At 51.2% G+C, this 23,056-nt stretch carries 16 protein-coding genes and 1 other annotated feature; of the genes, 9 read left to right on the top strand and 7 right to left on the bottom strand.

All coding sequences use genetic code 11. The features are described 5' to 3' along the window. Positions 1-87 precede the first annotated feature (87 nt). The 6 genes from GRF59_RS18360 to trpS all read right to left on the bottom strand — a co-directional run bounded on the left by GRF59_RS18360 (position 88) and on the right by trpS (position 7,752). Complete coding sequence (locus tag GRF59_RS18360; protein WP_160499181.1) at positions 88-891, bottom strand: response regulator transcription factor; 804 nt, start codon at positions 889-891, stop codon at positions 88-90. Continuing rightward, entirely contained in the window at positions 884-2,584 is a 1,701-nt protein-coding gene (locus GRF59_RS18355) for a sensor histidine kinase (protein ID WP_160499180.1), read from the bottom strand. Before GRF59_RS18355 ends, GRF59_RS18360 begins: the two co-directional genes overlap by 8 nt. Positions 2,585-2,689: 105 nt before the next feature. Next, entirely contained in the window at positions 2,690-4,345 is a 1,656-nt protein-coding gene (locus GRF59_RS18350; RefSeq protein WP_160499179.1) for an ABC transporter permease, read from the bottom strand. Then, positions 4,342-5,448, bottom strand: coding sequence for an ABC transporter ATP-binding protein (locus tag GRF59_RS18345; protein WP_160499178.1), 1,107 nt, complete (start codon positions 5,446-5,448; stop codon positions 4,342-4,344). Before GRF59_RS18345 ends, GRF59_RS18350 begins: the two co-directional genes overlap by 4 nt. Positions 5,449-5,478: 30 nt before the next feature. After that, a complete protein-coding gene (locus GRF59_RS18340; protein WP_160499177.1) occupies positions 5,479-6,501 on the bottom strand; it encodes an ABC transporter substrate-binding protein in 1,023 nt (340 codons plus the stop codon). Positions 6,502-6,741: 240 nt separating this feature from the next. Beyond that, entirely contained in the window at positions 6,742-7,752 is a 1,011-nt protein-coding gene (gene trpS / locus GRF59_RS18335) for a tryptophan--tRNA ligase (RefSeq protein WP_160499176.1), read from the bottom strand. A gap of 154 nt (positions 7,753-7,906) precedes the next feature. After that, positions 7,907-8,208 (bottom strand) — a binding site (T-box leader). Between the two features lie 142 nt (positions 8,209-8,350). On the opposite strand from trpS, the gene GRF59_RS18330 reads away from it, so the two are divergent. The 9 genes from GRF59_RS18330 (at position 8,351) to GRF59_RS18290 (ending at position 21,356) form a co-directional block, all read left to right on the top strand. Next, the gene (locus GRF59_RS18330; RefSeq protein ID WP_202128761.1) at positions 8,351-10,726 is read left to right on the top strand and encodes a glycoside hydrolase family 65 protein; all 2,376 of its coding nucleotides are present in this window, start codon (positions 8,351-8,353) and stop codon (positions 10,724-10,726) included. Positions 10,727-10,785: 59 nt separating this feature from the next. After that, positions 10,786-13,092, top strand: a complete 2,307-nt coding sequence (locus tag GRF59_RS18325) for a glycoside hydrolase family 65 protein (protein WP_160499175.1) — start codon at positions 10,786-10,788, stop codon at positions 13,090-13,092. 28 nt (positions 13,093-13,120) lie between these two features. Further along, positions 13,121-13,756, top strand: coding sequence for a beta-phosphoglucomutase (gene pgmB / locus GRF59_RS18320; protein WP_160499174.1), 636 nt, complete (start codon positions 13,121-13,123; stop codon positions 13,754-13,756). A gap of 105 nt (positions 13,757-13,861) precedes the next feature. Next, positions 13,862-14,479, top strand: coding sequence for a VanZ family protein (locus GRF59_RS18315; RefSeq protein ID WP_160499173.1), 618 nt, complete (start codon positions 13,862-13,864; stop codon positions 14,477-14,479). A gap of 244 nt (positions 14,480-14,723) precedes the next feature. Further along, positions 14,724-16,523: a sensor histidine kinase gene (locus GRF59_RS18310; RefSeq protein ID WP_237391910.1), complete on the top strand. Its 1,800-nt coding sequence runs from the start codon at positions 14,724-14,726 to the stop codon at positions 16,521-16,523. A gap of 17 nt (positions 16,524-16,540) precedes the next feature. After that, on the top strand, positions 16,541-17,872 hold the full coding sequence (locus GRF59_RS18305; RefSeq protein WP_160499172.1) for a response regulator: 1,332 nt from the start codon (positions 16,541-16,543) through the stop codon (positions 17,870-17,872). Between the two features lie 107 nt (positions 17,873-17,979). Continuing rightward, on the top strand, positions 17,980-18,897 hold the full coding sequence (locus tag GRF59_RS18300; RefSeq protein WP_160499171.1) for a carbohydrate ABC transporter permease: 918 nt from the start codon (positions 17,980-17,982) through the stop codon (positions 18,895-18,897). Position 18,898: 1 nt separating this feature from the next. Continuing rightward, positions 18,899-19,774: a carbohydrate ABC transporter permease gene (locus GRF59_RS18295; protein ID WP_160499170.1), complete on the top strand. Its 876-nt coding sequence runs from the start codon at positions 18,899-18,901 to the stop codon at positions 19,772-19,774. 118 nt (positions 19,775-19,892) lie between these two features. After that, positions 19,893-21,356 carry an ABC transporter substrate-binding protein gene (locus GRF59_RS18290; RefSeq protein ID WP_160499169.1) on the top strand — a complete coding sequence of 488 codons (1,464 nt, stop codon included), beginning with the start codon at positions 19,893-19,895 and terminating at the stop codon, positions 21,354-21,356. A 360-nt stretch (positions 21,357-21,716) separates the two neighbouring features. On the opposite strand, the gene GRF59_RS18285 is transcribed toward GRF59_RS18290, so the two are convergent. Further along, positions 21,717-23,036, bottom strand: a complete 1,320-nt coding sequence (locus tag GRF59_RS18285; protein WP_160499168.1) for a glutamate-1-semialdehyde 2,1-aminomutase — start codon at positions 23,034-23,036, stop codon at positions 21,717-21,719. Positions 23,037-23,056: the final 20 nt, after the last annotated feature.

Below are 23,056 nucleotides of genomic sequence, written 5' to 3'. Positions count from 1 at the left end.
CCAACAGGCCGATGAATAGCTGGTTTTCTTTTGCGAAAGTGATCAGGATACGAAAAATCGATTAAACAGCCTCCGGCGTTGCTTCAGTTACACGGGGCCATCGGCCTTCGAATTTTTCCAGTGATACTCCTGAAACTGGCTTGGCGTGCAGTGCGCATACTTTTTGAAGATGCTGATGAAGTATTTATAATCGCTGAAGCCGATGTCATTGGCGATGGTGTACACCTTCCCGTCCCCGGCTTTCAATAAATCCATCGCTTTATGAATGCGGTAGCGGTTCAGAAAGTCATTAAACGTATAGGTCGTTTCCGACTTGAATTTTTGGTTCAGGTACGTTGCGCTGACGCCAAGCTGCTCGACAAGATCATGGATGCTGATTTTGCGATCGTAGTTCTCCTGGACATAATCGATCATTTTCGAAACATATTTGGATGTTTTCATATTCTTGCCCAAGAATTCCGGATTGATGACGTCTTCCTTCGTTTGGGATTGGGTTGCCATCGATTTGAACTTCAGCATCCACTCCACCTTGGTTTTGGCGGATTCGAGGGCCGCGATCAGCTGTTCTTCCTCCAGCGGCTTGACCAGAAACTCGCTGACGCCGAGCTGGATCGCTTTTTTGGCCAAATGGAATTCATTATAGCCGGAGATGATGATACTGCTGAACGTATGGACCTTCAGGCCTTGTTCGATCATCGCAATTCCATCCATGATCGGCATGTTGATATCCGTAATGACGATATCGGGCCGGTGTTCGCTGATTTTGCTTAAGCCTTCCTGTCCGTTGCAGGCCTCATCAATGACGACACAGTCATATTTGAGCCAGTCGATACTGTACAGGATGCCTTTCCGGATCATATCCTCGTCCTCGGCCAGCAGTACCTTAAACATCTTGATCACCCATTTCGTAAGGAATTGTCAGCGTCACGCAGGTACCGATTCCTTCGCTGCTGCGGATATCGATACCCGATTCCTCTCCGTATAAGAGGATCAGGCGGCGGTGAATATTGTATAGTCCGATATGTTCCGTAGTATTATGATGATTTTTTAATATTTGATGCACTTCCTCCAGTCGTTCGGGGCTCATGCCCGGCCCGTTGTCCAGCACCTGCAGAACAAGCTTGCCATCCGCCGTGTAAACGATGATGTCTATATTGACGCTGCTCTGGTCCTTGTACCCGTACTTGATGGAATTTTCGATCATGGCCTGCAGCAGCAGCTTCGGAACATAGATGTTCCCGGCGTCGTCCTTAATTTGAATGTTGTAATTCAGCCGTTCCTTGAAGCGGATCTGCTGCAGGTTTAAATAGTCGCGCACATAATTCAGGTCATCATTCAGCTTCACACTGCGCTCGTTGCCGATGCTGTATCTAAGAAGGCGGGACAGAATCATGACGATGTCCTGAGCCTGCTTGGCATCTATTTTGATGGCATAACGCAGCGTCTCGAGCACGTTGAAAATAAAATGCGGATGAAACTGCGACTGCAGCTGCTTCACTTCGACCAGCGTGCTGATGCGGGACAGTTCTTTATTTTTCTCCAGCAAATCCTTGAGCCGATCCAGCATGTTGTTGTACTGCTCGCCCAATATTTCAAACTCATCTCCGGTGTGGATATCAACGTATTCATTCAAGTTGCCTTCCCGCAGCTTTCGCAGCGCGTATACCAGCTTATCGATCGATTCCGAGTTGCGCTCGGACATTTTTTGGGCAAGAAAATGAATGATGATCCATAGCAAAAGGCTTGTTGCCAAAATGAAGATGGACAGCGTGTAAAGCGTATAACTTTCCGACCTAACCGAATTCAGCGTGTGCACACGTATGGGAGTGTCTTGGACCTCGCGCGTGTGCATATAATATTTGCCGCCGTTAAGCAGGACTTGGTTGTTGCCTTCCTGCTTGGGAGCAAATTTATTCAGGATTCCTTTAGTGATATTGCTGGTCGTCGCAATAATCGTGTGATGCTCATCGGTGACCACGGCCACTTCGGTGTTTTGCACAAAAATGAGCTTCTGCATGTCCGCCTCCAGCAGTTGAAGAACCAGATAGCCGATCACGTGACCGTCTTTAAGAATGGCCTTGCCAAACGTATAGTCGGTGTATCGGTCATGGGAATAGCGGAAGCTGTTCATCTCCGTCAGCAGGGCTTCGGGTTTCAGGGAGATCCGGTGGATCAGACTGCCAAAGGCCAAATCCGAGCTGACCTCATCGGGAGCAGCGGAGGATGCCAGAAATACCCCTTGGGTGTCCACAATATGGAAGATGCTTTTGACCTGCTGACGATTGTTAAAATCATAAAATTCAGCATATACATCTTCACTGTCCAGATGGTTGCTGACGTAATTCACGACGGAAGGAGAGGCCGCCATGCGCATGGCTTCCGCTTCATATTGCGTGTACACCCCGGAGATGGACTGGCTGATCTTGAGCGAAGCTTCGGCCGTTCTATTGGTTAACGTAATCCTGCCGTTGATTGCGGTGAACACAAAAAACAACACGATGAGAATGGCGAACGGGATCATGGTATACAGCCGAAACAAATGACGTGTGGACTCCTGGAAATTCCGGTTTTTTTTGCGCCGCATATGCCCCTCCTATCTTGCGAACTGCTTGCTATGATGCCATTCTTTATGCAAAACAAGCCGGCCCTGTGAAATCACAGGTACCGACTTGAACGACAAATGCCATTCTTACATGGAGATTTCTTTTTGGCCGGACAATTTCAAGAAGATCAGCAGCGATACGACGGTAATGACGGTTAAAACGGTGGATAGTGCCGCTGCCACCCCGTAATTGCCCCGCACGACTTCGGTATAGATGGCAACCGTTACTGTTTTGGTCTTGGCCGTATACAAAATGATGGATGTGCTCAGTTCGGTGATGATCGTGACCCAACTGAGGATCGCGCCCGATACGACGCCGGCCAGCATCATCGGCAGCGTGATCTTGAAGAAGGTCTTCATCTGCGATGCGCCGAGACTGATGGCCGCCTCCTCAATGCCCCCGTTAATCTGATGCAGGATCGCGGCGCTTGAACGGATGGTATAAGGCAGACGCCGGATGACGAATGAGACGATAATGATGATAGCTGTTCCGCTGATAACGAGCGGCTTATGATTGAAGGTGATCAGCAAAGCGATACCGAGAATCGAGCCTGGCACGATATAAGGGAACATGGTGAAAATATCGAGCGTGTTGGTTAACGCATTTTTTCGGCGGACCGTCACGTAAGCAATCAGTACCGCGAGCAGAATAATGATGACCAGCGAGGAGATCGCCAGCACGAATGTATTCTGGATGGCGCCGCCGATGCTGTCGAATGCATCCCTATAGCTGTCGAGCGAATATCCTTTGACAAAAATTCTGCCGGATGTCTTCTGAAATGAAGTATAGATGACGTACAACTGCGGCAACAGTGCAAGCAGCGTATACAGGTAAATCACGATGTGGGCAAGAATGCTGCCAATGCCGCTTTTTTTCTTCGGTTCGATCGGATTCAGAGCGCTCATCGTATAAGATTTCCGGTTGGATACGAACTTTTGCAGCAGGAAGACGGCCGTTGCGAAAATGACGACAATGACGCTGATCGCTGCGGCAAATCCGTCATCGCCGCCAACCTCACTGATAAACTCGTTGAAGATCAGAACAGGAACGGTCTTATACCCCTCACCGATCAGCATCGGTGTGCCGAAATCGGCGAGAGCGCGCATGAAGACCAGCAGGCCGCCCGCCATCAGGGTCGGAGTAATCAGGGGAAGGAGTACCTTCCGCATTTTGCTGATACCCTTGTAGCCCATGCTTTCAGCGGCTTCCATCAGGGATTGGTCGACGCTTTTGAGTGCGCCGGACACATACATAAAGATAAGCGGCACCATTTGCAGGGTAAGTACGAGCAGAATACCGCCAAAACCATATATATCAGGCATGGTTATTCCAAAAACGCTTTTGACGAATTTGGTAATGACACCGTTTCTCCCAAGCAATAGGATCCAGGAGTAAGCGCCGATAAACGGTGCTGACATCGACGAGATCAGGATGAGAATTCGAATGGTCGAGCTTCCTTTGATTTTGACCGTAGACATAATGTAGGCCAGCGGTGTCGCGATCACGGCTGCCAGAATGGTAACGCATACCGTAACCTTAATACTATTAAAAAGTGCGTTCAGATAATAGGGCTTGCTGAAAAACTTCACAAAGTAAGCGAGCGAAAAGTCGCCTGTCGTTCCGTTGTAAAAACTTTTAATAAGCATGGTGAACAAAGGCAATGCGAGAAATACGATATAGAATAAAAAGATTAAGAGCGAGATATTGGTCCAGACATCAAATCTTTTGCGCGACCGGTTCATAGCTGAACTCTCCCCGTATAGTTCAATTCTCCCTTGATGTCGTAGACATTGATTTTATCGGGTTTGACCGTGAGGTAAACCGTTTGTCCCGGGGACAGGAGCTCCGCCGTTTGGGATTCCTGCGTAATTTCTACGCGCTGGCCAGATGCCAAATCCACAAAATAATGCGTATGCTGTCCCAAAAACACGCTGTGCACAATTGTTGCCTTCATGCCCTGTTGATCCTGACGGATGTTGAATTCTTCAGGGCGGACCGAGATTTGCACCGGAAGAGTGCTTTTCATTTCGGATTTTGGAACTTGGATATTTGCAATCGGCTCTTGATAGCCTTGACCCATCTGTAAGCTGTATTGGCCATGTTCATGCTGTAAGGTTCCCTCGATGATATTCGTGCGTCCGATAAACGTAGCAACGAATACATTGGCGGGACGCTGATAGATTTCCTGAGGCGTGCCCAAATGCTGAATGACACCCGATTTCATGACGGCGATCCGGTCGGATACGGCCATGGCTTCTTCCTGGTCATGCGTGACATAAACCGTTGTAATGCCGACTTCACGTTGAATCTCCTTGATGGCATTGCGCATGTCGATTCGCAGCTTGGCATCGAGATTGGAGAGAGGTTCATCCATGAGCAGCACATCCGGTCGGATGACGATGGCCCGGGCGAGCGCGACACGCTGCTGCTGACCGCCGGAGAGGTTCTTGGGCATACGGTCCTTATATTGCTCAATTTGGACGACTTTTAGAATCTCATCCACCTTTTCGGCAATTTCAGGCTTGGATATTTTGCGGTTCTGGAGGCCGAAGGCGATGTTCCCTTTAACGGTAAGATGGGGAAAGATCGCATAGTTTTGGAATACCATGCCGATATTCCGCTTCCCTGGCTCCACGTTATTGATGACTTTGTCGTTGAAGTTGATCGTTCCGCCTTCAATGCTGTTAAAACCTGCAATCATGCGGAGGAGTGTCGTTTTCCCGCAGCCGGAGGGACCCAAAAGGGTGAAAAATTCGCCCTTTTGAATCTCTACGGACAACTCGGGGATGACGGTGGTTTCTCCATATTTTTTGACGAGATCTTGAATGGATATGGTCACGCTCATCGTGGTCACCTGCTTCTTTTCATAGAGTCATTATTTTACGCTTGTGAATACATCGGTATATTTTTCGACGATTTCGGATTTATGCTCACTGACATAGTCCGTATCTTCATCGATCATGTTGATTTGGCTGTACGGAGTCATGTAATCGCCAAGCTTGGCATCCTTGCGAAGCGGGCGGTTGGTCAATTGCGTACCGAAGGCATCCTGTGCTTCCTGGGATAGAATGAAATCGATGAATTTCTTGGCATTGTCCATATGCGGCGCGTCTTTCACGATACCGGAGGCTGCATCCAGGAACACGGCTCCTTCTTTCGGATAAACCACTTCTACAGGAGCGCCGTTGCGTACATAAGTGCTGGCTGGATCCTCGTAGGTCAGACCGACTACATATTCGCCGTCGGCAACGCTCTTATGAACTGCGCCGGAACCGCTGGCGATTTTGCCGTCCAGGTTTTTCACGAGCTCGCTGACATAGTTCCAGCCTTGTTCGCTTGTGTAATCGCCGCCCATGGCTTTCAGCATATTCGTCAGCTGCGCGAAGGCGGAGCTGGAGCTTGCCGGATCGGCAGAAGCAATTTTGCCTTTCAGTTTCGGATTCAGGAGATCGGCATAACTTTCGATTTTAATGTCGCCGACCAGGTTCTTATTGACGAGTAAAACGCTTCCATCAGAAATGTAAGGGGTTGCAAAGCCGGTTGTATTGCGGTGACCATCGAGCAGATATTGATCGTTAGTAGATACATATGGCTCGTACAGATCCTTGTGCTCGCGGTAACCGGCCATGGATCCGCCGAACATGACGTCTGCGTAAGGGTTTTGTTTCTCGGATTGTAAGCGCTTAATAATTTCGCCGGTACCAGCCGTTACGAGTTCAACGGTAATCCCGGTTTGCTTCTCGAACATAGGAATGATCGTTTTGATGATTTCTTCACTGTTTGGGCTGTAGACTACGAGCTTATTTTCTTTTTCTTTACTAGACTCGCTGCTGCCACAGCCGCTGAGTGCCCCCAACACTAACATGCATGCCACCAAAAGAATGGAAAACTTCTTCATTCGATTCAGCTCCTAAACTGTATGATTATTTCTGATGCAAATTTATTGTAACAGCACTAATACAGTTTAAAAAATCCTACAATCCGCAATCATCGTCTAATATTCGCAACTAAAATGTTCACTTTAGGATGATGTTTTTTCCTGTGATCTATCCGATTGTGAAAGCGCTTCCGTAATAAGAAAAGTTTTCCACGCAAAAAACTGCCCCCGGTCGATGGGACCAAAGGGCAGTCGTGAAAATTATTTGAAATAGTCGATTCCCATTGCTTCGCGCACTTCACCCATCGTCTGGCGGGCAACGCTTCGGGCACGTTCCGTGCCGGCCATCAGAATATCATCGATATCCTTCGTGCGGTGCTTGTAAAGCTCCCGACGCTCGCGAATCGGCTCGAGCACGTGCTCGATAGCCGCCGTCACCATCGCTTTGCAGGCAGCACAACCGATGGTTCCCTTCATGCAGTTTTCCCGGATATCTTCGCAGCGATCTGGACGGAAAATAGAGTGATAGCCGTATATCGTACAGATATCGGGATGACCCGGATCTGTTTTATGAACGCGCGCGGGGTCGGTTTTGGCTCTGCGTATTTGCGTGCGTACTTCTTCGGAGGAAGCGTCCAGGCAGATGGCATTGCCAAGGCTTTTGCTCATTTTGCTGCCGCCATCGAGTCCTTCGAGCCGCTCGCCGACAAGAATTTGCGGTTCGACCAGCACGGGGGCGTACAGCTCGTTGAAACGGCGCACGATCCGGCGGGTCTGTTCAATGTGGGGAATCTGATCCTCACCGGCCGGAACGAGAGATGCTTTGCAGAACGTAATGTCCGCGGCCTGGCTGATCGGGTATCCGAGAAAGCCATAATATAGATCGTCGTAACCGCGTTCCTTGGCTTCATGCTTTACGGTCGGATTATGGCGCAGCGAGCTGACGGTGACGAACATGGAATACATACAGGTCAACTCGGCAATTTCAGGGACCATCGATTGCACGAAAATCGTGGCGCGCTCCGGGTCGATCCCGGCGGACAGATAGTCGAGCGCCACTTGGCGCACGCTTTGGGAGAGCAGCCCGGGGTTATGAAAATGAGTCGTTAATGCCTGCACATCCGCCAGCATAATATACGTCTCGTATTGCTGCTGCAGCTGTATCCGGCTCTTCAAACTGCCGACGTAATGGCCCAGATGCAGCTTTCCGGTCGTACGGTCTCCGGTCAGAACAATTTCCTGCTTCGGTTGAATCGATGCTTCGGTTTTCATTGGAATTCCTCCTGATTATTAGGTTGAATGCTGTTCTTTCGCTTCGCCGCCACCAGCCGCCATCCATGGCCATCACCTCCTTATCTTGAGCACAAAAAAAGCCCCGTCCTGTGAAAAGCGGTTGTCCGGGAGTAGTCACTCCGGTACGTCGCTTTCCAAGGACGAAGCTGTTAGCTTCGCGGTGCCACCTTGATTGGCCGCCTTTCATTAAGGAGAATGCAGCCCTGCTCAACAGGTACGGATTCAGCCGCCACATGCATAGTGCTTCCTCGATACCCTGCCCCAGTTAACGGTGGGGACATGCCGCCTGTCCTACTGATCACCGCAGCAATGGCGGCTTTGTTCAGACCGGTCACTCCGAAGCCCACTTCCGCGTACATCGTCACCGGCTTGCACCAACCGCCGGCTCTCTGAAGACGTTTGTGTCCACGTACTCTTCTTCATCATCGTGAATATGGGGATTATTGTAACGTATCCGGCAGCAAAAGGAAATAGGCGGTTTGAATCCGTACAAATGCACATAAAAGGCTGAGCGCTGCACATTGGGCGTTTATTGTCTTTTCGATATGCTGGGAGCAGGAGCGGATCCGCCGCATAGATGAAAACGATACAGGCGGCTATTCGTTTCTCATTACGGGACGAGGAGAGAAAAAGAGTGGCTAAAATCGCTGATAAGTATTTGCAGGTTGATCCCTGGTCAGTTGTGGAAGAAGGATTCGATCCGGAGCGAAACCGGGTGTCCGAATCCATTTTCGCCCTGGGGAATGAATATATGGGTGTGCGGGGTTACCCCGAAGAAGGATATAGCGGCGACACGCTGCTAGGCAGCTATTTTAATGGATTATATGAAGAAATGCCGGTACAGGGTCATTATCGGGGCACCATCCGTTCTTTACGTTTTATGGTGAATGCGGTGGACTGGCTGTATACGCGGATTACCGTTGACGGTGAGCAGCTGGACCTTGCCCAAAGTCGCTTTTCCGGCTTCCGGCGGGTGCTCGATTTCCGCAAGGGTACGGTGCACCGGGAGCTGGTATGGCATCTGAATGATGGCAAAGAGCTGAAGGTTACGTTCGAACGGCTGGTCAGCATGAAGAGATCCCATGTCGGGGGACAGCGAATCACGCTTACGCCGCTGAATTTCTCGGGGACGGTACAGGTTCGCTCCGGACTTGATTTTGCCACTTTGCACGAGGATCAGGGGCGCCGTTTCTGGGCTGTCATCCGCCAGGAACGGACGCTGAATGGCGCAGCGATGCTGGGGAAGACCGCAAATACCGGGAACCGTTTGCTTTCCGCGTATACGCTGCAAGTAGAGGGGGGAATTGTTCTAGGCTCGGAGCCGGTGGAACAGGAGCATCTGGCAGGCACCGATCTAACGCTTCATGTGGAGCTAGGACAAACGACGATCGTTGATAAAGTGGCAGTGAATGCTGCGAACGTGAGCGCCGAAGAGTCGGATTCCGCAGTGTGGGATCAGGGAATGGCTCTGCTGGGTCAGTCGGACGGAATCAGCTATGACGAGCTTCGTCTGGAGCAGGCGGCATATTGGGAGGAAATCTGGCGGACATCGGATATCCGAATCGAAGGCGACCCCGAAAATCAGCAGGGCATCCGTTTCTGCATATTCCAAATGTATCAGACGTATCACGGCGATAACCCGGGCTTCAACATCGGTGCCAAAGGACTGACGGGCGAAGCGTACCGGGGCCTCGCGTTCTGGGATACGGAGACCTACTGCCTCCCGTTCTATCTCTTTAACAATCCGAAGGCGGCGAAAAGCCTGCTGGAGTTCCGTTACCGCTCGCTGGACCATGCGATGGAACGTGCCCGCGAGGTCGATTGCGAAGGAGCGTTTTATCCGATCGCGACGATTGACGGCACCGAGAGCTGCGATCTATGGCAGCACTCCAATCTTCAGCTGCATGTGGGTACCGCCGTGGCGCACGGACTCTGGCACTATGACCGCATTGTCGGCGACAAGCCCTTCCTGTATGAGAAAGGAATCGAAATGCTGATTCAGATCAGCCGTTTCTACGCGACGCGCGGTCAGTGGGGACAAAAGAGCGGTCAATACGGTTATTTCGGCGTGATGGGGCCGGATGAATTCCAGCTGATGGTGAACAACAACTGCTATATCAACCTGATGGCGAAAAAGCTGTTCGAGTATACCCGGTCCGTCGTGGAAGAAATGAAGGCGGCAGCGCCCCAAGAACTTGAGGCTGTCACTGCCAAAACGGGGCTGCGCGAGGAGGAGCTGGACAACTGGGCTCATTTGGCCGCGAATATGAAAATCCTGTACGACGAGGAGACCGGCCTTTACGAGGAGCATGACGGCTTCTTCGACATGCCGCATATCGATATCCACTCGATCCCGGTGACGGAGTTCCCGCTGTATTCCCACTGGTCTTATGACCGCTTGTACCGTTACGACATGATCAAGCAGCCGGATGTGCTCATGTTCATGTTCCTGTATAACAGCGAATATTCGCCGGAGGCCAAGCGGGCGAATTACGAATATTACGAGCCGCGGTGCATTCACGAGTCCTCACTGTCTCCGTCGATTCATTCGATTCTGGCGGCGGAAATCGGACGCCGTGAAGAAGCCTACAATTTTTTCGAATTCGCTACACGGCTTGATCTGGACAACTATAACCGAAATACGCGGGAAGGACTCCATACGACCTCCATTGCCGCAGCCTGGATGAACATCGTGTACGGATTCGGCGGCATGCGCTCCGACGGTGACGGCCTTGCGCTTGCTCCTTCCATTCCGCAGGCATGGGACGAATACAGCTTCAACATGACGTACCAGGGCAGCGTGGTTGAAGTCAAAGTTGACCAGCGTCAGGTTCATGTGCGCGTGACCGAAGGGGATAGCGTCCGTATTCAGGTGTACGGAGAGACTACGGAGATAACGAATGCGGGCATTCAACTTCCGGTACCCGCCGCAGCTGTAACAGCGGCGGAGTAAACGGAGCCGTAAACATCGGAGCGGCAACAATTCATAATGGATAGGGGGAAGGCGTTCTCATGAGTTGGATCGTTAGGGAAGAGGGATTTGATCCGCAGCGGATCACCAATCACGGCAGCAAATTCATGACAGGAAACGGATATATGGGGTATCGAGGTACCCTGGAGGAGTTCTCCAAGGAGCAGCTGACTGCTGTGACGCTTGCGGGCGTATACGATCAGATCGGCACGAAATGGAGGGAGCCCGTGAATGCGCCGAACGGACTCCGAACGAGGCTCTTCGCAGATGGGGCTGAACTGAGTGTATTAAACTCAGCCGTGGAAAAGCATGTGCAGGAGCTGGATATCGCGCGCGGAGTCCATGCCCGGGAGACGGTATACCTTACGGAAGACGGCGCCCGGGTCACGTTCCGGTCGGAGCGTTTCGTCAGCATGGATCAGCTGCATCTCATCGCAAACCGTTTCACCATTCACAGCGATAAGGACGTCCGGCTCACGCTGGAAACAGGCATCGATGGAGGGGTATGGGATATCAACGGCCCGCATTTGAAGGAGGCCGCGTACACTTCTTATGAGGGAACGTTGACCGCAGCAGCAAGCACGCAGGAATTGGGGATTCGGGTGGCTGTTGCGGAATGTCTTGCAGGACCGCAGGAAGGACAAGAGGAAATTGCAGCAACCGAAGACGGGATCATCCACCGGATTCTGCTGACGCTTCAGGCCGGAAGCACCTATGAATGGGTCAAATATGTATCCGTTTATACCAGTTTGGATGATGCGGAGGACGCGCTGGAAGCAGCGGTCTCCAGCAGCCGAAGCGCGTTGAACACAGGTTATGACGCGTTGCTTCAGAGCCATGAGGAAGTTTGGGAACAACATTGGGCCCTGTCGGATGTGGAAATCGAAGGGGACGATGAGGCGCAGCATGCGCTTCGCTTCAGCATCTACCAGCTGCTCATTATAGCTCCGGCAGCGTCGGAGAAGGTATCCATTCCTGCTCGCGGTCTGTCCGGGCAAGTATACAAAGGGGCGGTATTCTGGGATACGGAGATGTTCATGCTCCCCTTTTTCCTCTACACGCAGCCGGAGATAGCGAGAAACATCATGATGTACCGCAAGCATACGCTGGACGGAGCGAGAAGAAAGGCGGCCGAATACGGATATAATGGTGCTTACTATGCATGGGAAAGTCAAGACAGCGGTGATGATGCCTGCACGCTGTTCAACATTACGGACGTGTTTACCGGCCGGCCGATGCGGACTTATTTCCGCGACAAGCAGATCCATATCAGCGCCGACGTTGCGCACGGGATCTGGGAGTATTATAAGCTGACGGGGGATACCGGATTTCTGATAGACGGCGGAGCTGAAGTAATCTGGGAATGCGCGCGGTTCTTTTACGCCTACGCAGGCTATTATCCGCTCAAGCGGCGTTACGAGCTGCTGGATGTCACCGGACCGGATGAATACCATGAACGCGTCCATAACAATGCGTTCACCAACTACATGGCTCGGCATACGCTGCGGGTCGCCGTGCAGATGATGGATGAGCTGGAGCAGCAAGCACCGGAGCTGTACGCAAAGCTTGCCGGGGAACGCGAAGGCACACCGGGCTTACAGGAAATCCGGGAAATCGCGGAGCAACTGTACGTGCCGCAGCCCGATGCGCAAACCGGCGTCATCGAGCAATTCGACCGGTATTTCCAGCTCGAGGATCCGTCGCTACAGGAGTTGAAAGCACGGATACTGCAGCCTAACGAATATTTGGGCGGCGGCAACGGCATCGCGACGACGACGCAGATTATCAAGCAGGCGGATGTCGTGCTGCTGATGCATTTGTTCAAAGATGAATTCGCGCCGGAAATCAAAAAGGCGAACTGGGAGTTCTATGAACCGCGTACCGAGCACGGCTCGAGCCTGAGTCCATGCGTCTATGCGCTGGTCGCCTCGGATATCGGAATGCCGGACTGGGCTTATCCGTATTTCAAGCGGACGGCGACCATTGACCTCACGGGGGATTCCAAACAATATGTAGGCGATTTGTACATCGGGGGTACGCATCCTGCAGCAAACGGCGGGGCATGGATGGCGGCGGTACTCGGCTTCGGCGGGCTGCAGGCGGATGAGCGGGAAGTTCGGCTGAATCCGGCCCTTCCGTCGGAATGGTCCGCGCTTGGGTTTAAGATCCGGGTCAGAGGGCAGGCTTTTGACATACGAATCACCCGCGAAGATGTCCGGATCACATCCCCTGCCGGGAACGCCTCGGAGCAGCCGTTCCGCGTGGAAGGACGCGAGACCCTCGTCAGACCCGGACAAAGCGTCACGGTCAGCTTGAAGGGACTTGCTCCTGCGGGCGGCAGTCATTAAACATAGAAGAGCAGAGGAGAAATGAAACATGCTGGAACATATGAAGGGCGCTATATTTGATTTGGACGGCGTGATTGTCGATACGGCCAAGTACCATTTCCTTGCTTGGCGCGAGCTGGCGAAGGAGCTGGGGTTCGAATTCACGGAAGAGCATAACGAGCGGCTTAAAGGGGTCAGTCGTGTGGAATCGCTGCGGATTCTGCTGGACATCGGCGGCATCGAGGCTTCTGAGGCTGAGCAGCAGCGCATGGCGCAGGAGAAGAATGACCGCTACGTGCAGTTTATTTCGCAGCTGGATGAGTCGGAGCTGCTGCCGGGCGTCAGGCAGTACCTGACCGGCCTTCGGGAGCGTGGGGTGGGTATTGCGCTTGGCTCCGCCAGCAAGAATGCGGAGTTCATTCTGGAGCGGCTTCACATTTCCGGTCTGTTCGATGCTGTTATCGATGGCAATAAGGTGTCCAAAGCCAAGCCCGATCCGGAGGTATTCCTGAAGGGCTGCGAAGCCCTCGGTCTGGCTCCATCCGCATGCGTCGTATTCGAGGATGCGGCTGCCGGCGTAGAAGCGGGAAAAGCTGCAGGCTGCAGCGTCGTCGGCATCGGCCGTCCCGATATTCTCGCGGAAGCGGATCTCGTGGTCGGCGGACTGGCGGATCTCGTGGAATAACATTCGTATTCTTTAAACTTCTTTATTTTTTATTGATAAATACCAAAGACCTGGCGGTTATCCTTAAGATGTAACGCAAAACGTACGCTTAAGGGAGGAACCGACATGCATTCGGTTGAACATGCAAGAAACGAGCGGATCCATACCGGGCAGGATCAATCCGGTTCAGACCCAGCCGACCCCAATCATCCGATCCGCATGGCGATCAAGCTGGGCGTGACCCTGCTGTTCATCGTCTATCTATATGTGCTCGTCAAGGTGATATTATTCAAGTTTGGCGGATCGAGTCCCGGCTTTTACCTCCAGCAGCTTGCGGATAGCGCGGCGCATCCGGGTCGCGTCGTGCAGCGGCTAAGGCTGGCAAGCAATCTCGTTCCTCTGCATGAAATCACAGGCAATATCCGCAATATCCGGAATCCGTCGAGCTTCATTAACTTCTTCGGAAATATCGCCGCCTTTATGCCGCTCGGCTTTCTGCTGCCGCTGGTCTTTAGCTTTCGCTCTGCGCCGATGCTGAAGGTGTTAGTGATTTCATTCGGCGTAAGCCTGACGCTGGAATCGCTGCAGCTTGTGCTAGGTATCGGCACCTTTGACGTGGACGACATGATCATGAATACGGCTGGCGGCATGCTTGGATATATCGCATTCCGGGTGCTTCGCTTCATTTTCTTACCGGATGTGCCCGGCAGAAGGGCTCAACAGCATGTATCCGGTCGGCAATAAAAACATATCGATGAGTGCTTTTCATGAAAGCGGCCCTTGGGCCGCTTTTTTTCTTTTTAACCGTTTCTTCCATAAAAAATATACTGGCAAGCTGTGAAAAATGTCTTACACTAGAGTTACATTTCTTGTCAAGCTCCGTGCAAAAGTCCCAAATCTTATAAATAGCCATGATTATCGTAGAGATGCACATACTTGCGCTATTTTAGAACTGATATATTGAAAGAACCCGGAGGTGTTTTGGCAGATGAAGCCTCATAATCCATTAACGAAAATGAACGTCAAGCAACAGTTGATTCTGCTTTTTCTTGTGCTCGTGATTCCGCTTTTCATACTGAACAGCTACGGCAACAGCAAGGCAGGGGAAATTCTGAAGCGCCATGTGACGAACGCATATATAGAGCTTAACAAGCAGAACTTCAAGCTGATCGGCAGGGATATCGAAACGATCAACAAGGTGACCTCCACCGTCTTTCAAAACTCCATGATCCAGCAGCTCAGCACGACCGGCGACGAAACCATTCTGACCCGGGTGAAGAATTACGAGAAGATTGAAGTGATGTTAAATACATATTCCCAGGAAACCGACGAGCGGGAACCGTTGTATTACTCCCTTTTCGTGTATGATCCGGATAATTATTATTTTTTTGCGCCTTATTATCCCGAATCCAAAAAGGCTGGCGTGTATTTCTTCTCCGATGAAAAAGAAAAGCCGGAATGGTTCGATGAAGCGGTATCCCGCAAGGGAAACGGTTATTTGAAGCTCACCCAGCATCTCTCGCCGCCCGTTAAAGGGCAGAAGGATCAGAAAACGCTTTTGTACGTCCGGGCTATCAACAATATTTATAAAGGCGGCACTATCGGCGTTCTGGCTGTGACGAACGTGGACGCCAAAATCGGCGAGTCCTTGAAAACGGTGTCACTGCCGGAGGGAGAGTTGTACTTTACCGATTGGAAGAATCATATCTTGACGACGACCGAGAAGGGAAAAGAGGGCTATCTGGACCTTCCTCCGGAAGCGGAGCCCGGCAACTCGACCAGCGGCGTGAAGGATGTCATAACCAAGGACTTTATCTATGTGATCGACTATAACTATGTGCTTCAACAAAAGCTGATCTACAAGGTGCCCGTCAAGGCGCTTCTCCAGCAGCAGGATGAGATCAAGCGGGTCATCCTGATCATATCGGTAGCGTATTTTGTGGTCGGATTGATCATCATTTTATATTTCTGGCGCTCGTTGATGACGCCGCTGCAGAAACTCGTCTATTTCGTTCGCAGGTATGAACCCGGCAATATCGTGCCGCAGACGCCTTACCGGAAAAGAAGCGACGAGGTCAGCGTGTTGATTTCCACCATTTACGATATGGCGCGAAGGCTGAACGATCTCATTCATTATAAATACACTATGGATTTGAAGCAGAAGGAATCCCAGCTCGCGCTCCTGTACCAGCAGATCAATCCGCATTTACTGTATAACACGCTGGAGAGCATCTATTGGAAAAGCACGATGGAGGGGAATACGACCTCCGCCGAAATGATCAAGGACTTGTCCAAACTGATGAAAATCAGCCTCAGCCGCGGCCGCGAGCTGATCACGCTGGAGGAGGAACTGGAGCATGCCACAGCCTATATTAAACTCCAGCAGAACAGGTACGATTATTCGTTCAGCGTGGAGATGAACATTCCGGAACACTTAAACCATGTCAACATTCCGAAAATAACGCTGCAGCCCTTAATCGAAAATGGCATTATTCATGGCATTAAAAATATGGGCGAAGACGGTGAAATAAGGATTATCGCCGAAGAGAGCCAGGGCACGATGTATATCCGCATTTCTGATAACGGATTTAAAGCGGTAGATTATGAGGCGATCCATAAGGCACTGAATGACGATTCGCCGAATCCGTCGACAGGCTATGGCATCCGCAATATCCATCAGCGTTTGCAGCTGCATTTCGGTCAGGAATACGGGCTTACTTACGAGAAACGCCCCGGAGGCGGAACGACCGTTACCGTGTCGCTTCTGATCACCCGGCAGGACGATTAAAGGAGGAAACGAGAGATATGTACAACATTTTAGTCGTGGATGACGAGCCGCTCATTTGCAAAGGTCTGGCGGGACTGCTGAATACTTCGGGACTCGGCATCGGCCAGATCATTACGGCGACAAGCGGGGAAGAGGCGCTGGATTACATCCGGATGGAGAATATCGATCTTCTGATTACCGATATCCAGATGGGTGAAATGTCCGGCATCGAGCTGATGCATCAGGCCAAAATCGTAAAACCGTGGGTTCAAGCCATTATTATTTCAGCACATGAAACGTTCCAATATGCGCAGATGGCCATCCGCCTCGGTGCCCGGGATTATCTGATCAAACCGCTGAACAGCGAGCAATTCCTCGATTCGGTCCGCAGCGTTCTGCTCAAGATGGATAAGCCTCTGCCCCGGACGGAGGAGGCGCTTTCTGCGGGTCATGAGGATTTTCGCATGGATGAGCCCATGCCGGAGTACATTGAACCGCTGAATCTGCTGCTTACCGAAACCGTGGAGCACCCGGATGAGCCCTATCCGAAAGAAGAATATTATCACAGCTTTGGCGTCGTGGGGCCGTATTTCTCCGTTATTAAAGTCAAGCTTGCCCTTGTCGATGGGGAAGGCAAAAGCCTGTATTCCGACAAGGATATCAAGCTTTTTCAATATGCTTCCTTGAATATCATCAAAGAGCTCGTGGATCAGGAGTGGAATGCCCAAGTATTCTATGCGACAGATCGCAGCATCAATCTGATCGTGCAGTGGAGCGAGGAAGAATATGCGGAGCAGCATGTGGGCCGGATCAATCAACTTGAAATGATTGGACGCAGCATGCATCACCATATCGCCAAATATCTGAAAATGGAATGCACCGTCGGCATCAGTCAAATTTTAAAAGGAATGCAGTTCTTGAATGTGCTCAGCCGGCAGGCTGACAAGGCTATGATGTGGAGCGGGGAGCATGGAGATTACCATGTTTTTTATTACGGAGATTTCAGTTGGCATAACTATGCCCAGGATCCCAATGCCGAGGAACTTACAACTCAAAGCAACCGGATCGTAGAGCAGGCAAAAACATATATCGAGGAAAATTACAGCCAAAAAGGCCTTACGATACATGAAGTAGCCAAGCGGAATCATGTGAGCCCGAATTATTTGAGCTATCTGTTCAAAAAAATCACCGGCTCCAATCTGTGGGAATATGTCGTCAAGCTGCGGATGGAAGAGAGCCGGTCGCTGCTGCTCCATACGGATTTGCGCCGATATGAGATTGCCGAGCGCGTCGGATATGAATCGCCGGAGCACTTCAGCAAGATTTTCAAAAAGTACTACGGGGTCAGCCCAAGCGACCTGAAAAAGTAGAAGAAGTATGATCAACCATAATTCACATAGAACTAGACATGTTCCCGGGCTCCTCCCTTTTCTACAATGAAATTAAGCTTAATACTAACATGGAATGAGGGAGAACAATGGGGGAGCCAGGGGCAGTACTGCAGCCGGTTATAGAGAACAAATCCGCCAAACGAAGAGGCCGCTTTAAAAAGCATTTTTGGGGATATATGTTTCTGTTGCCGGCTGTCGCGATTTTTATTCTGTTTTTATGGGTGCCGATTGCCAAGGGGGCGCTTTATAGCTTTTACAGCATTGATTTCGTTAAGGGAAACACATTCGTTGGCTGGGATAACTACGCGAGGGTATTTCATGACCCGGATGTGTGGACGGCCATCAAAAATACGCTTTATTACATGTTGTTGACCATGGTAATGGGGTTCTGGGTACCGATTGTTGCTTCAATCGCGATTTCGGAGCTGCGCAAATTCCAGGGCTTTGCGCGTATCGCCGCGTATTTGCCATTTGTCGTTCCCGGCGTCGTGCTGTACGGCATGTGGAGATGGATGTATGATCCAGTCGGACCGATCAATGGCATGCTGAGCTGGTTTGGCGTGGATCCGGTCTCTTTTATATCGGACAGCAAGTGGTCGATGATCGCCATCGTGTTCATGGAGACCTGGCAGCAGTTCGGTTCGGCGATGCTGATCTATTTGGCCGGCGTTCTCAGTATTCCAAGGGACTGGTACGAGGCGGCGGAAATCGATGGTGCAGGGGTATGGAACCGGATCCGCTACATTACGCTGCCATCCATGCGCAGCTTGATCGTCCTGATGCTGATTTTACAGATCGTAGGCACGTCCCAATCCTACCAATCGCAGATGGCTTTGCTTGATGGAGGACCGAATAACGCCACGCTGACGTATGCGCTGTTAATCGTCAAATATGCGTTCACTCGGCTCGATTATGGAACCGCAACTGCGATGGGCATGCTGATGTTTGTCGTGCTCAGCCTTGTTGGAATACTTCAGTACAAGCTGAACAAGGAGGACTACTGATATGAGCAAGCAGTACGAAAGGGGTATCCTGTCGGAGTCCGATCTGCAAAAACCCTTCAATAAACTGGTATATGGCTTTATGATTCTTTGCATTCTGGTCATGATTGTCACCATGCTGTATCCGATTTTGATGACGATGTTTAACGGTCTGAAGACCAATCAAGAGGTCAACACATTTCCGCCGCATTTCTTCCCGGAGACGTGGAACTGGAGCAACTTCAAGGAGGGCTGGGAGTACATTAACCTCCCGATGTTTCTGAAGAATACCATGCTGGTGTTTGTCGGTAATCTGGTCATGACTATTTTTGTACTGGGATTGGCATCCTTCAGTATCTCGCGTTTGAAGGTGCCGTTCCACCGGGGAATCTATTTTTTCATTCTAATGACGCTGTTCATTCCGGCCTCCAGCTACATGATTCCGAACTTCGTTAATCTGAAGGATCTGGGACTGTTGAATACATTCTGGGCTTTCTGGTTGCCGGCGGGGGCCAGCGCATATTATTTTCTGCTGATGAAGAACTTTTTTGACGGCATTCATCCGGAAATCTTCGAAGCGGCGCGAATTGATGGAGCATCCGAGGTCACGAGCTATATCCGGATCGCGGTACCGCTGTCCGTCCCTATTTTCGCCACGCTGGCCATCTTTATTTTCTCTACCGCATGGAATGACTGGTTCTGGCCGTCTTTGGTTCTCCACAGCGAAGAGAAATACACCTTGGCCACGGCTATCTACAAATACGTCATCAATGCACGCAGTATGGACAACAGTATCAAGTTTACAATTCTGTTCATGGTTATGGTGCCACCGATCCTCGTATTCCTGGTGTTCCAGCGGTTTATTATGCGGAGCGTCAACCTGTCTGCGGTTAAAGGATAGATTCATAGGAACATCGTAGGCCTGCACATGAAGGGCATACGATTAGACATCGCTCGAATGCAACATCTCTCTTATGATGAAAGAGTAAAAATACTTTGAAGCGAAAAGGGGAGTTTCAATGCGTAAGTTCTCAATGGTGCTGCTCAGTCTGATGTTGTCAGCAGCTATGCTCGCTGCCTGCGGTAGCGGAAGCAAAACGGCAGAAGAAAATAAAACGGGAACCGATTCCCAAGGCACCCAGAGCACAACCGATACGGGGAATAAAACCGAAGAGCCGGCAAAAACGGATGATATCTCGCAGAAAAAAGTTACGATTAAGATCCACTACCCGCTGCCGGATCAGAAAGAACAGAGAGCTCAGGAAGACGATAAAATTAAACGCTTCACGGAAAAATATCCGAACGTGACGATCGTCAAGGATGACTGGCAGTACAACGTCAACGAAATCGGCATCAAAATGGCTTCGAACGAAGCGCCTACGTTCTATAATACCTTCGCTACGGAAGCCCAAATGCTTGTGGAGCACGGCTGGGTAGCAGACATCAGCGAACTGTACAACAGCTGGGAGTATAAGGACGAGATGAATCCGCTCCTGCAAAACCAGTTTATGGTGGACGGCAAAGTATACGGCATCACGCAAAACGGTTATGTGACTTCCACGGTGATCAATAAAGGTCTGCTGGATGCCAAGCAGGTACCGCTTCCGGATATGGATTGGACCTGGGATGATATGTACAATACTGCTAAAGGCGCAACCGATGCGAAAAAAGGCATCTCGGGTATTGCTCCAATGGGCAAAGGGAATGAATCCGGCTGGAACTGGACCAACTTCCTGTTCGAAGCAGGCGGCGAGATCCAAAGCAATGAAGGCGGTAAGTATACGGCTACCTTCAACTCCGATGCAGGGGTGAAAGCTCTTGACTTCTACAAGAAGCTGAGATGGGATGCCAATGCGATTCCACAGGACTGGGCACTTGGCTGGGGAGATGCGCTTAACGCATTCCAACAAGGTCGTACAGCGATGGTTATTGCCGGTGCATTTGACATTATCGATTCCGCGCTCAATCAAGGCGGTCTCAAGCCTGAAAACGTCATTGCTTACCCAATGCCGGCTGCCGAAAAAGGCGGCAAGCACATCGGTATCCTAGGCGGCAACTATCTGGTCATCAATCCGAATGCTTCCAAGGAAGAGCAGGAAATAGCGTTCCGTTACATCACGTTCGACTACTTCACGGATAAAGGCCTGGAAGCGCTCGATGCGAACATTCAAGAACGCAAAGGCAAAAACAAATATTACGTTCCGGCTCCGCTGAACTACTTCAGCGATGAATCAGAATACGCGAAAAAAGTAAACGCCATCTATGACAAATACGATAACGTATACCGTTATGACGCTAATATGCTGAGCCTGATCGACGGCAAGCCAGAAGCGCAGTACGGTACGCAGGATTACTATAGCGCCATGTCCAATGTCGTGCAGGAGTCCTTCTCGAAAAAAGGCACGGATTCCAAAGCGCAGCTGGACGCAACGGCAAAAACCGTGCAAACGAAATTTTTTGATAATATCAAAGCTGCCCAATAAGCGTTGAGCGAGAACAAAAGAAGAGGTTCCTCCAAGTCAGAGATGACTTAGGGGAACCTCTTTTTGATTAATAATAAGTGAAGCCAACTCAACTCAGCTCAGCTTCATAGCACCCAAGTAGCGGAGAGGATGAACGATTGCGGAGAAGCGGAGCGGTCGCCTTTGTTATCGTATTATAACTTTATAAAACCGTTCAAAATAATCCGATGACAACAGCGATTGAAGCAACGTTCATTCTCGCAGTGTCCCCACAACCGACAAAAGAGCTGCCTCAGGTCATTTGACCTTTGAGACAGCCCTTTATTTAGTTAATGCGTGGCATTATACCAGCCAGCGTTGCATCAGCTTCGCAAGCCCGAATTACTTACGGCCCTTGGCCATCTCGCGGAAAGACTCTTCCGCAGCGGCTAGGGTCGCGTCGACGTCCGCATCCGTATGCGCCGTCGTCAGGAACCAGGCTTCATACTTGGAAGGCGCCAGATTGATGTTACGGTCCAGCATATGGCGGAAGAATGCCGCAAAGGCTTCTCCGTCCGTATCCTGCGCTTGGTCGTAGTTCGTGACCGGATGATCGCAGAAATGCGTGGACAAGGAGCCGCGGATCCGGTTGATCGTCAGCGGCACGCCGTGGCGGTCAGCCGAGGCTTGCAACCCATCGGCAAGCTTGATGGCGAGACGGTTCATCTCTTCGTAGACGCCCTCACCCTGCAACACTTCGAGGCAGGCAATGCCTGCGGCGATGGAGGCCGGGTTGCCGGCCATGGTGCCTGCCTGATAAGCGGGGCCGAGGGGAGCAACCTGCTCCATCACTTCTTTGGTGCCGCCGTAGGCGCCGATCGGCAGTCCGCCGCCGATGATTTTTCCGAGAGCGGTTAAGTCAGGTTTGATGGCTTCATGGTTGTCCAGTCCGGCGAAGGTTTGTGTTGAACCGTAATGGAAGCGAAAAGCTGTGATGACTTCATCGTAAATGACGAGCGAGCCGTTATCATGCGTCATTTGGCATAGGCCTTCAAGGAAGCCTTTTTCCGGCATGACCATGCCAAAGTTGCCAACGATCGGCTCGACCATGACGGCAGCAACATCCTTGCCCCATTTGTCCAGGGCATCACGAAGCCCGTCCAGATCATTAAACGGCACCGTAATGACCTCCTGGGCGATGCTGGATGGAACGCCTGCGCTGTCCGGAGTGCCGAGGGTGGAAGGACCGGACCCTGCCGCAACCAGCACCAGATCGGAGTGACCGTGGTAGCAGCCGGCGAATTTGATGATCTTGCTTCGTCCCGTATAGGCACGTGCGACGCGGATCGTCGTCATGACAGCTTCGGTGCCCGAATTGACGAAACGGACCTTGTCCATGGACGGGATGGCTTCCTTCAGCATGCGGGCCAGCTTAATCTCAAGCTCGGTCGGTGTGCCGTACAATGTGCCGTTTTCAGCCGCTTGCGTAATGGCTGCCGTAATATGGGGGTGGGCATGTCCGGTAATGATCGGGCCATATGCCGCCAGATAGTCGATATATTGGTTGCCGTCTTCATCCCAGAAGTGGGCGCCTTTGGCTCTCTTCATAAATACGGGCGCCCCGCCGCCTACCGCCTTGAATGAACGGGAGGGACTGTTGACGCCGCCGACGATGTGCTGGAGTGCTTCCTGGTAAAGCTGTTCTGAACGTGAACGATTCATGGTTGATTCAACTTCCTTTC

The sequence above is a fragment of the Paenibacillus dendrobii genome, assembly GCF_009807035.1.
GTDB classification, from domain to species: domain Bacteria; phylum Bacillota; class Bacilli; order Paenibacillales; family Paenibacillaceae; genus Paenibacillus_AQ; species Paenibacillus_AQ dendrobii.
The sequence above is the reverse complement of the archived record's forward strand: the minus strand, read 5'-3'. Positions and strand labels throughout refer to the sequence as shown.

Excerpts from the sequence above, each read along its gene's own strand:
- GRF59_RS18360 (WP_160499181.1), bottom strand. The coding sequence starts at position 891 with ATGTTTAAGGTACTGCTGGCCGAGGACGAGGATATGATCCGGAAAGGC.
- GRF59_RS18355 (WP_160499180.1), bottom strand. The coding sequence starts at position 2,584 with ATGCGGCGCAAAAAAAACCGGAATTTCCAGGAGTCCACACGTCATTTG.
- GRF59_RS18350 (WP_160499179.1), bottom strand. The coding sequence starts at position 4,345 with ATGAACCGGTCGCGCAAAAGATTTGATGTCTGGACCAATATCTCGCTC.
- GRF59_RS18345 (WP_160499178.1), bottom strand. The coding sequence starts at position 5,448 with ATGAGCGTGACCATATCCATTCAAGATCTCGTCAAAAAATATGGAGAA.
- GRF59_RS18340 (WP_160499177.1), bottom strand. The coding sequence starts at position 6,501 with ATGAAGAAGTTTTCCATTCTTTTGGTGGCATGCATGTTAGTGTTGGGG.
- trpS (WP_160499176.1), bottom strand. The coding sequence starts at position 7,752 with ATGAAAACCGAAGCATCGATTCAACCGAAGCAGGAAATTGTTCTGACC.
- GRF59_RS18330 (WP_202128761.1), top strand. The coding sequence starts at position 8,351 with ATGAAAACGATACAGGCGGCTATTCGTTTCTCATTACGGGACGAGGAG.
- GRF59_RS18325 (WP_160499175.1), top strand. The coding sequence starts at position 10,786 with ATGAGTTGGATCGTTAGGGAAGAGGGATTTGATCCGCAGCGGATCACC.
- pgmB (WP_160499174.1), top strand. The coding sequence starts at position 13,121 with ATGCTGGAACATATGAAGGGCGCTATATTTGATTTGGACGGCGTGATT.
- GRF59_RS18315 (WP_160499173.1), top strand. The coding sequence starts at position 13,862 with ATGCATTCGGTTGAACATGCAAGAAACGAGCGGATCCATACCGGGCAG.
- GRF59_RS18310 (WP_237391910.1), top strand. The coding sequence starts at position 14,724 with ATGAAGCCTCATAATCCATTAACGAAAATGAACGTCAAGCAACAGTTG.
- GRF59_RS18305 (WP_160499172.1), top strand. The coding sequence starts at position 16,541 with ATGTACAACATTTTAGTCGTGGATGACGAGCCGCTCATTTGCAAAGGT.
- GRF59_RS18300 (WP_160499171.1), top strand. The coding sequence starts at position 17,980 with ATGGGGGAGCCAGGGGCAGTACTGCAGCCGGTTATAGAGAACAAATCC.
- GRF59_RS18295 (WP_160499170.1), top strand. The coding sequence starts at position 18,899 with ATGAGCAAGCAGTACGAAAGGGGTATCCTGTCGGAGTCCGATCTGCAA.
- GRF59_RS18290 (WP_160499169.1), top strand. The coding sequence starts at position 19,893 with ATGCGTAAGTTCTCAATGGTGCTGCTCAGTCTGATGTTGTCAGCAGCT.
- GRF59_RS18285 (WP_160499168.1), bottom strand. The coding sequence starts at position 23,036 with ATGAATCGTTCACGTTCAGAACAGCTTTACCAGGAAGCACTCCAGCAC.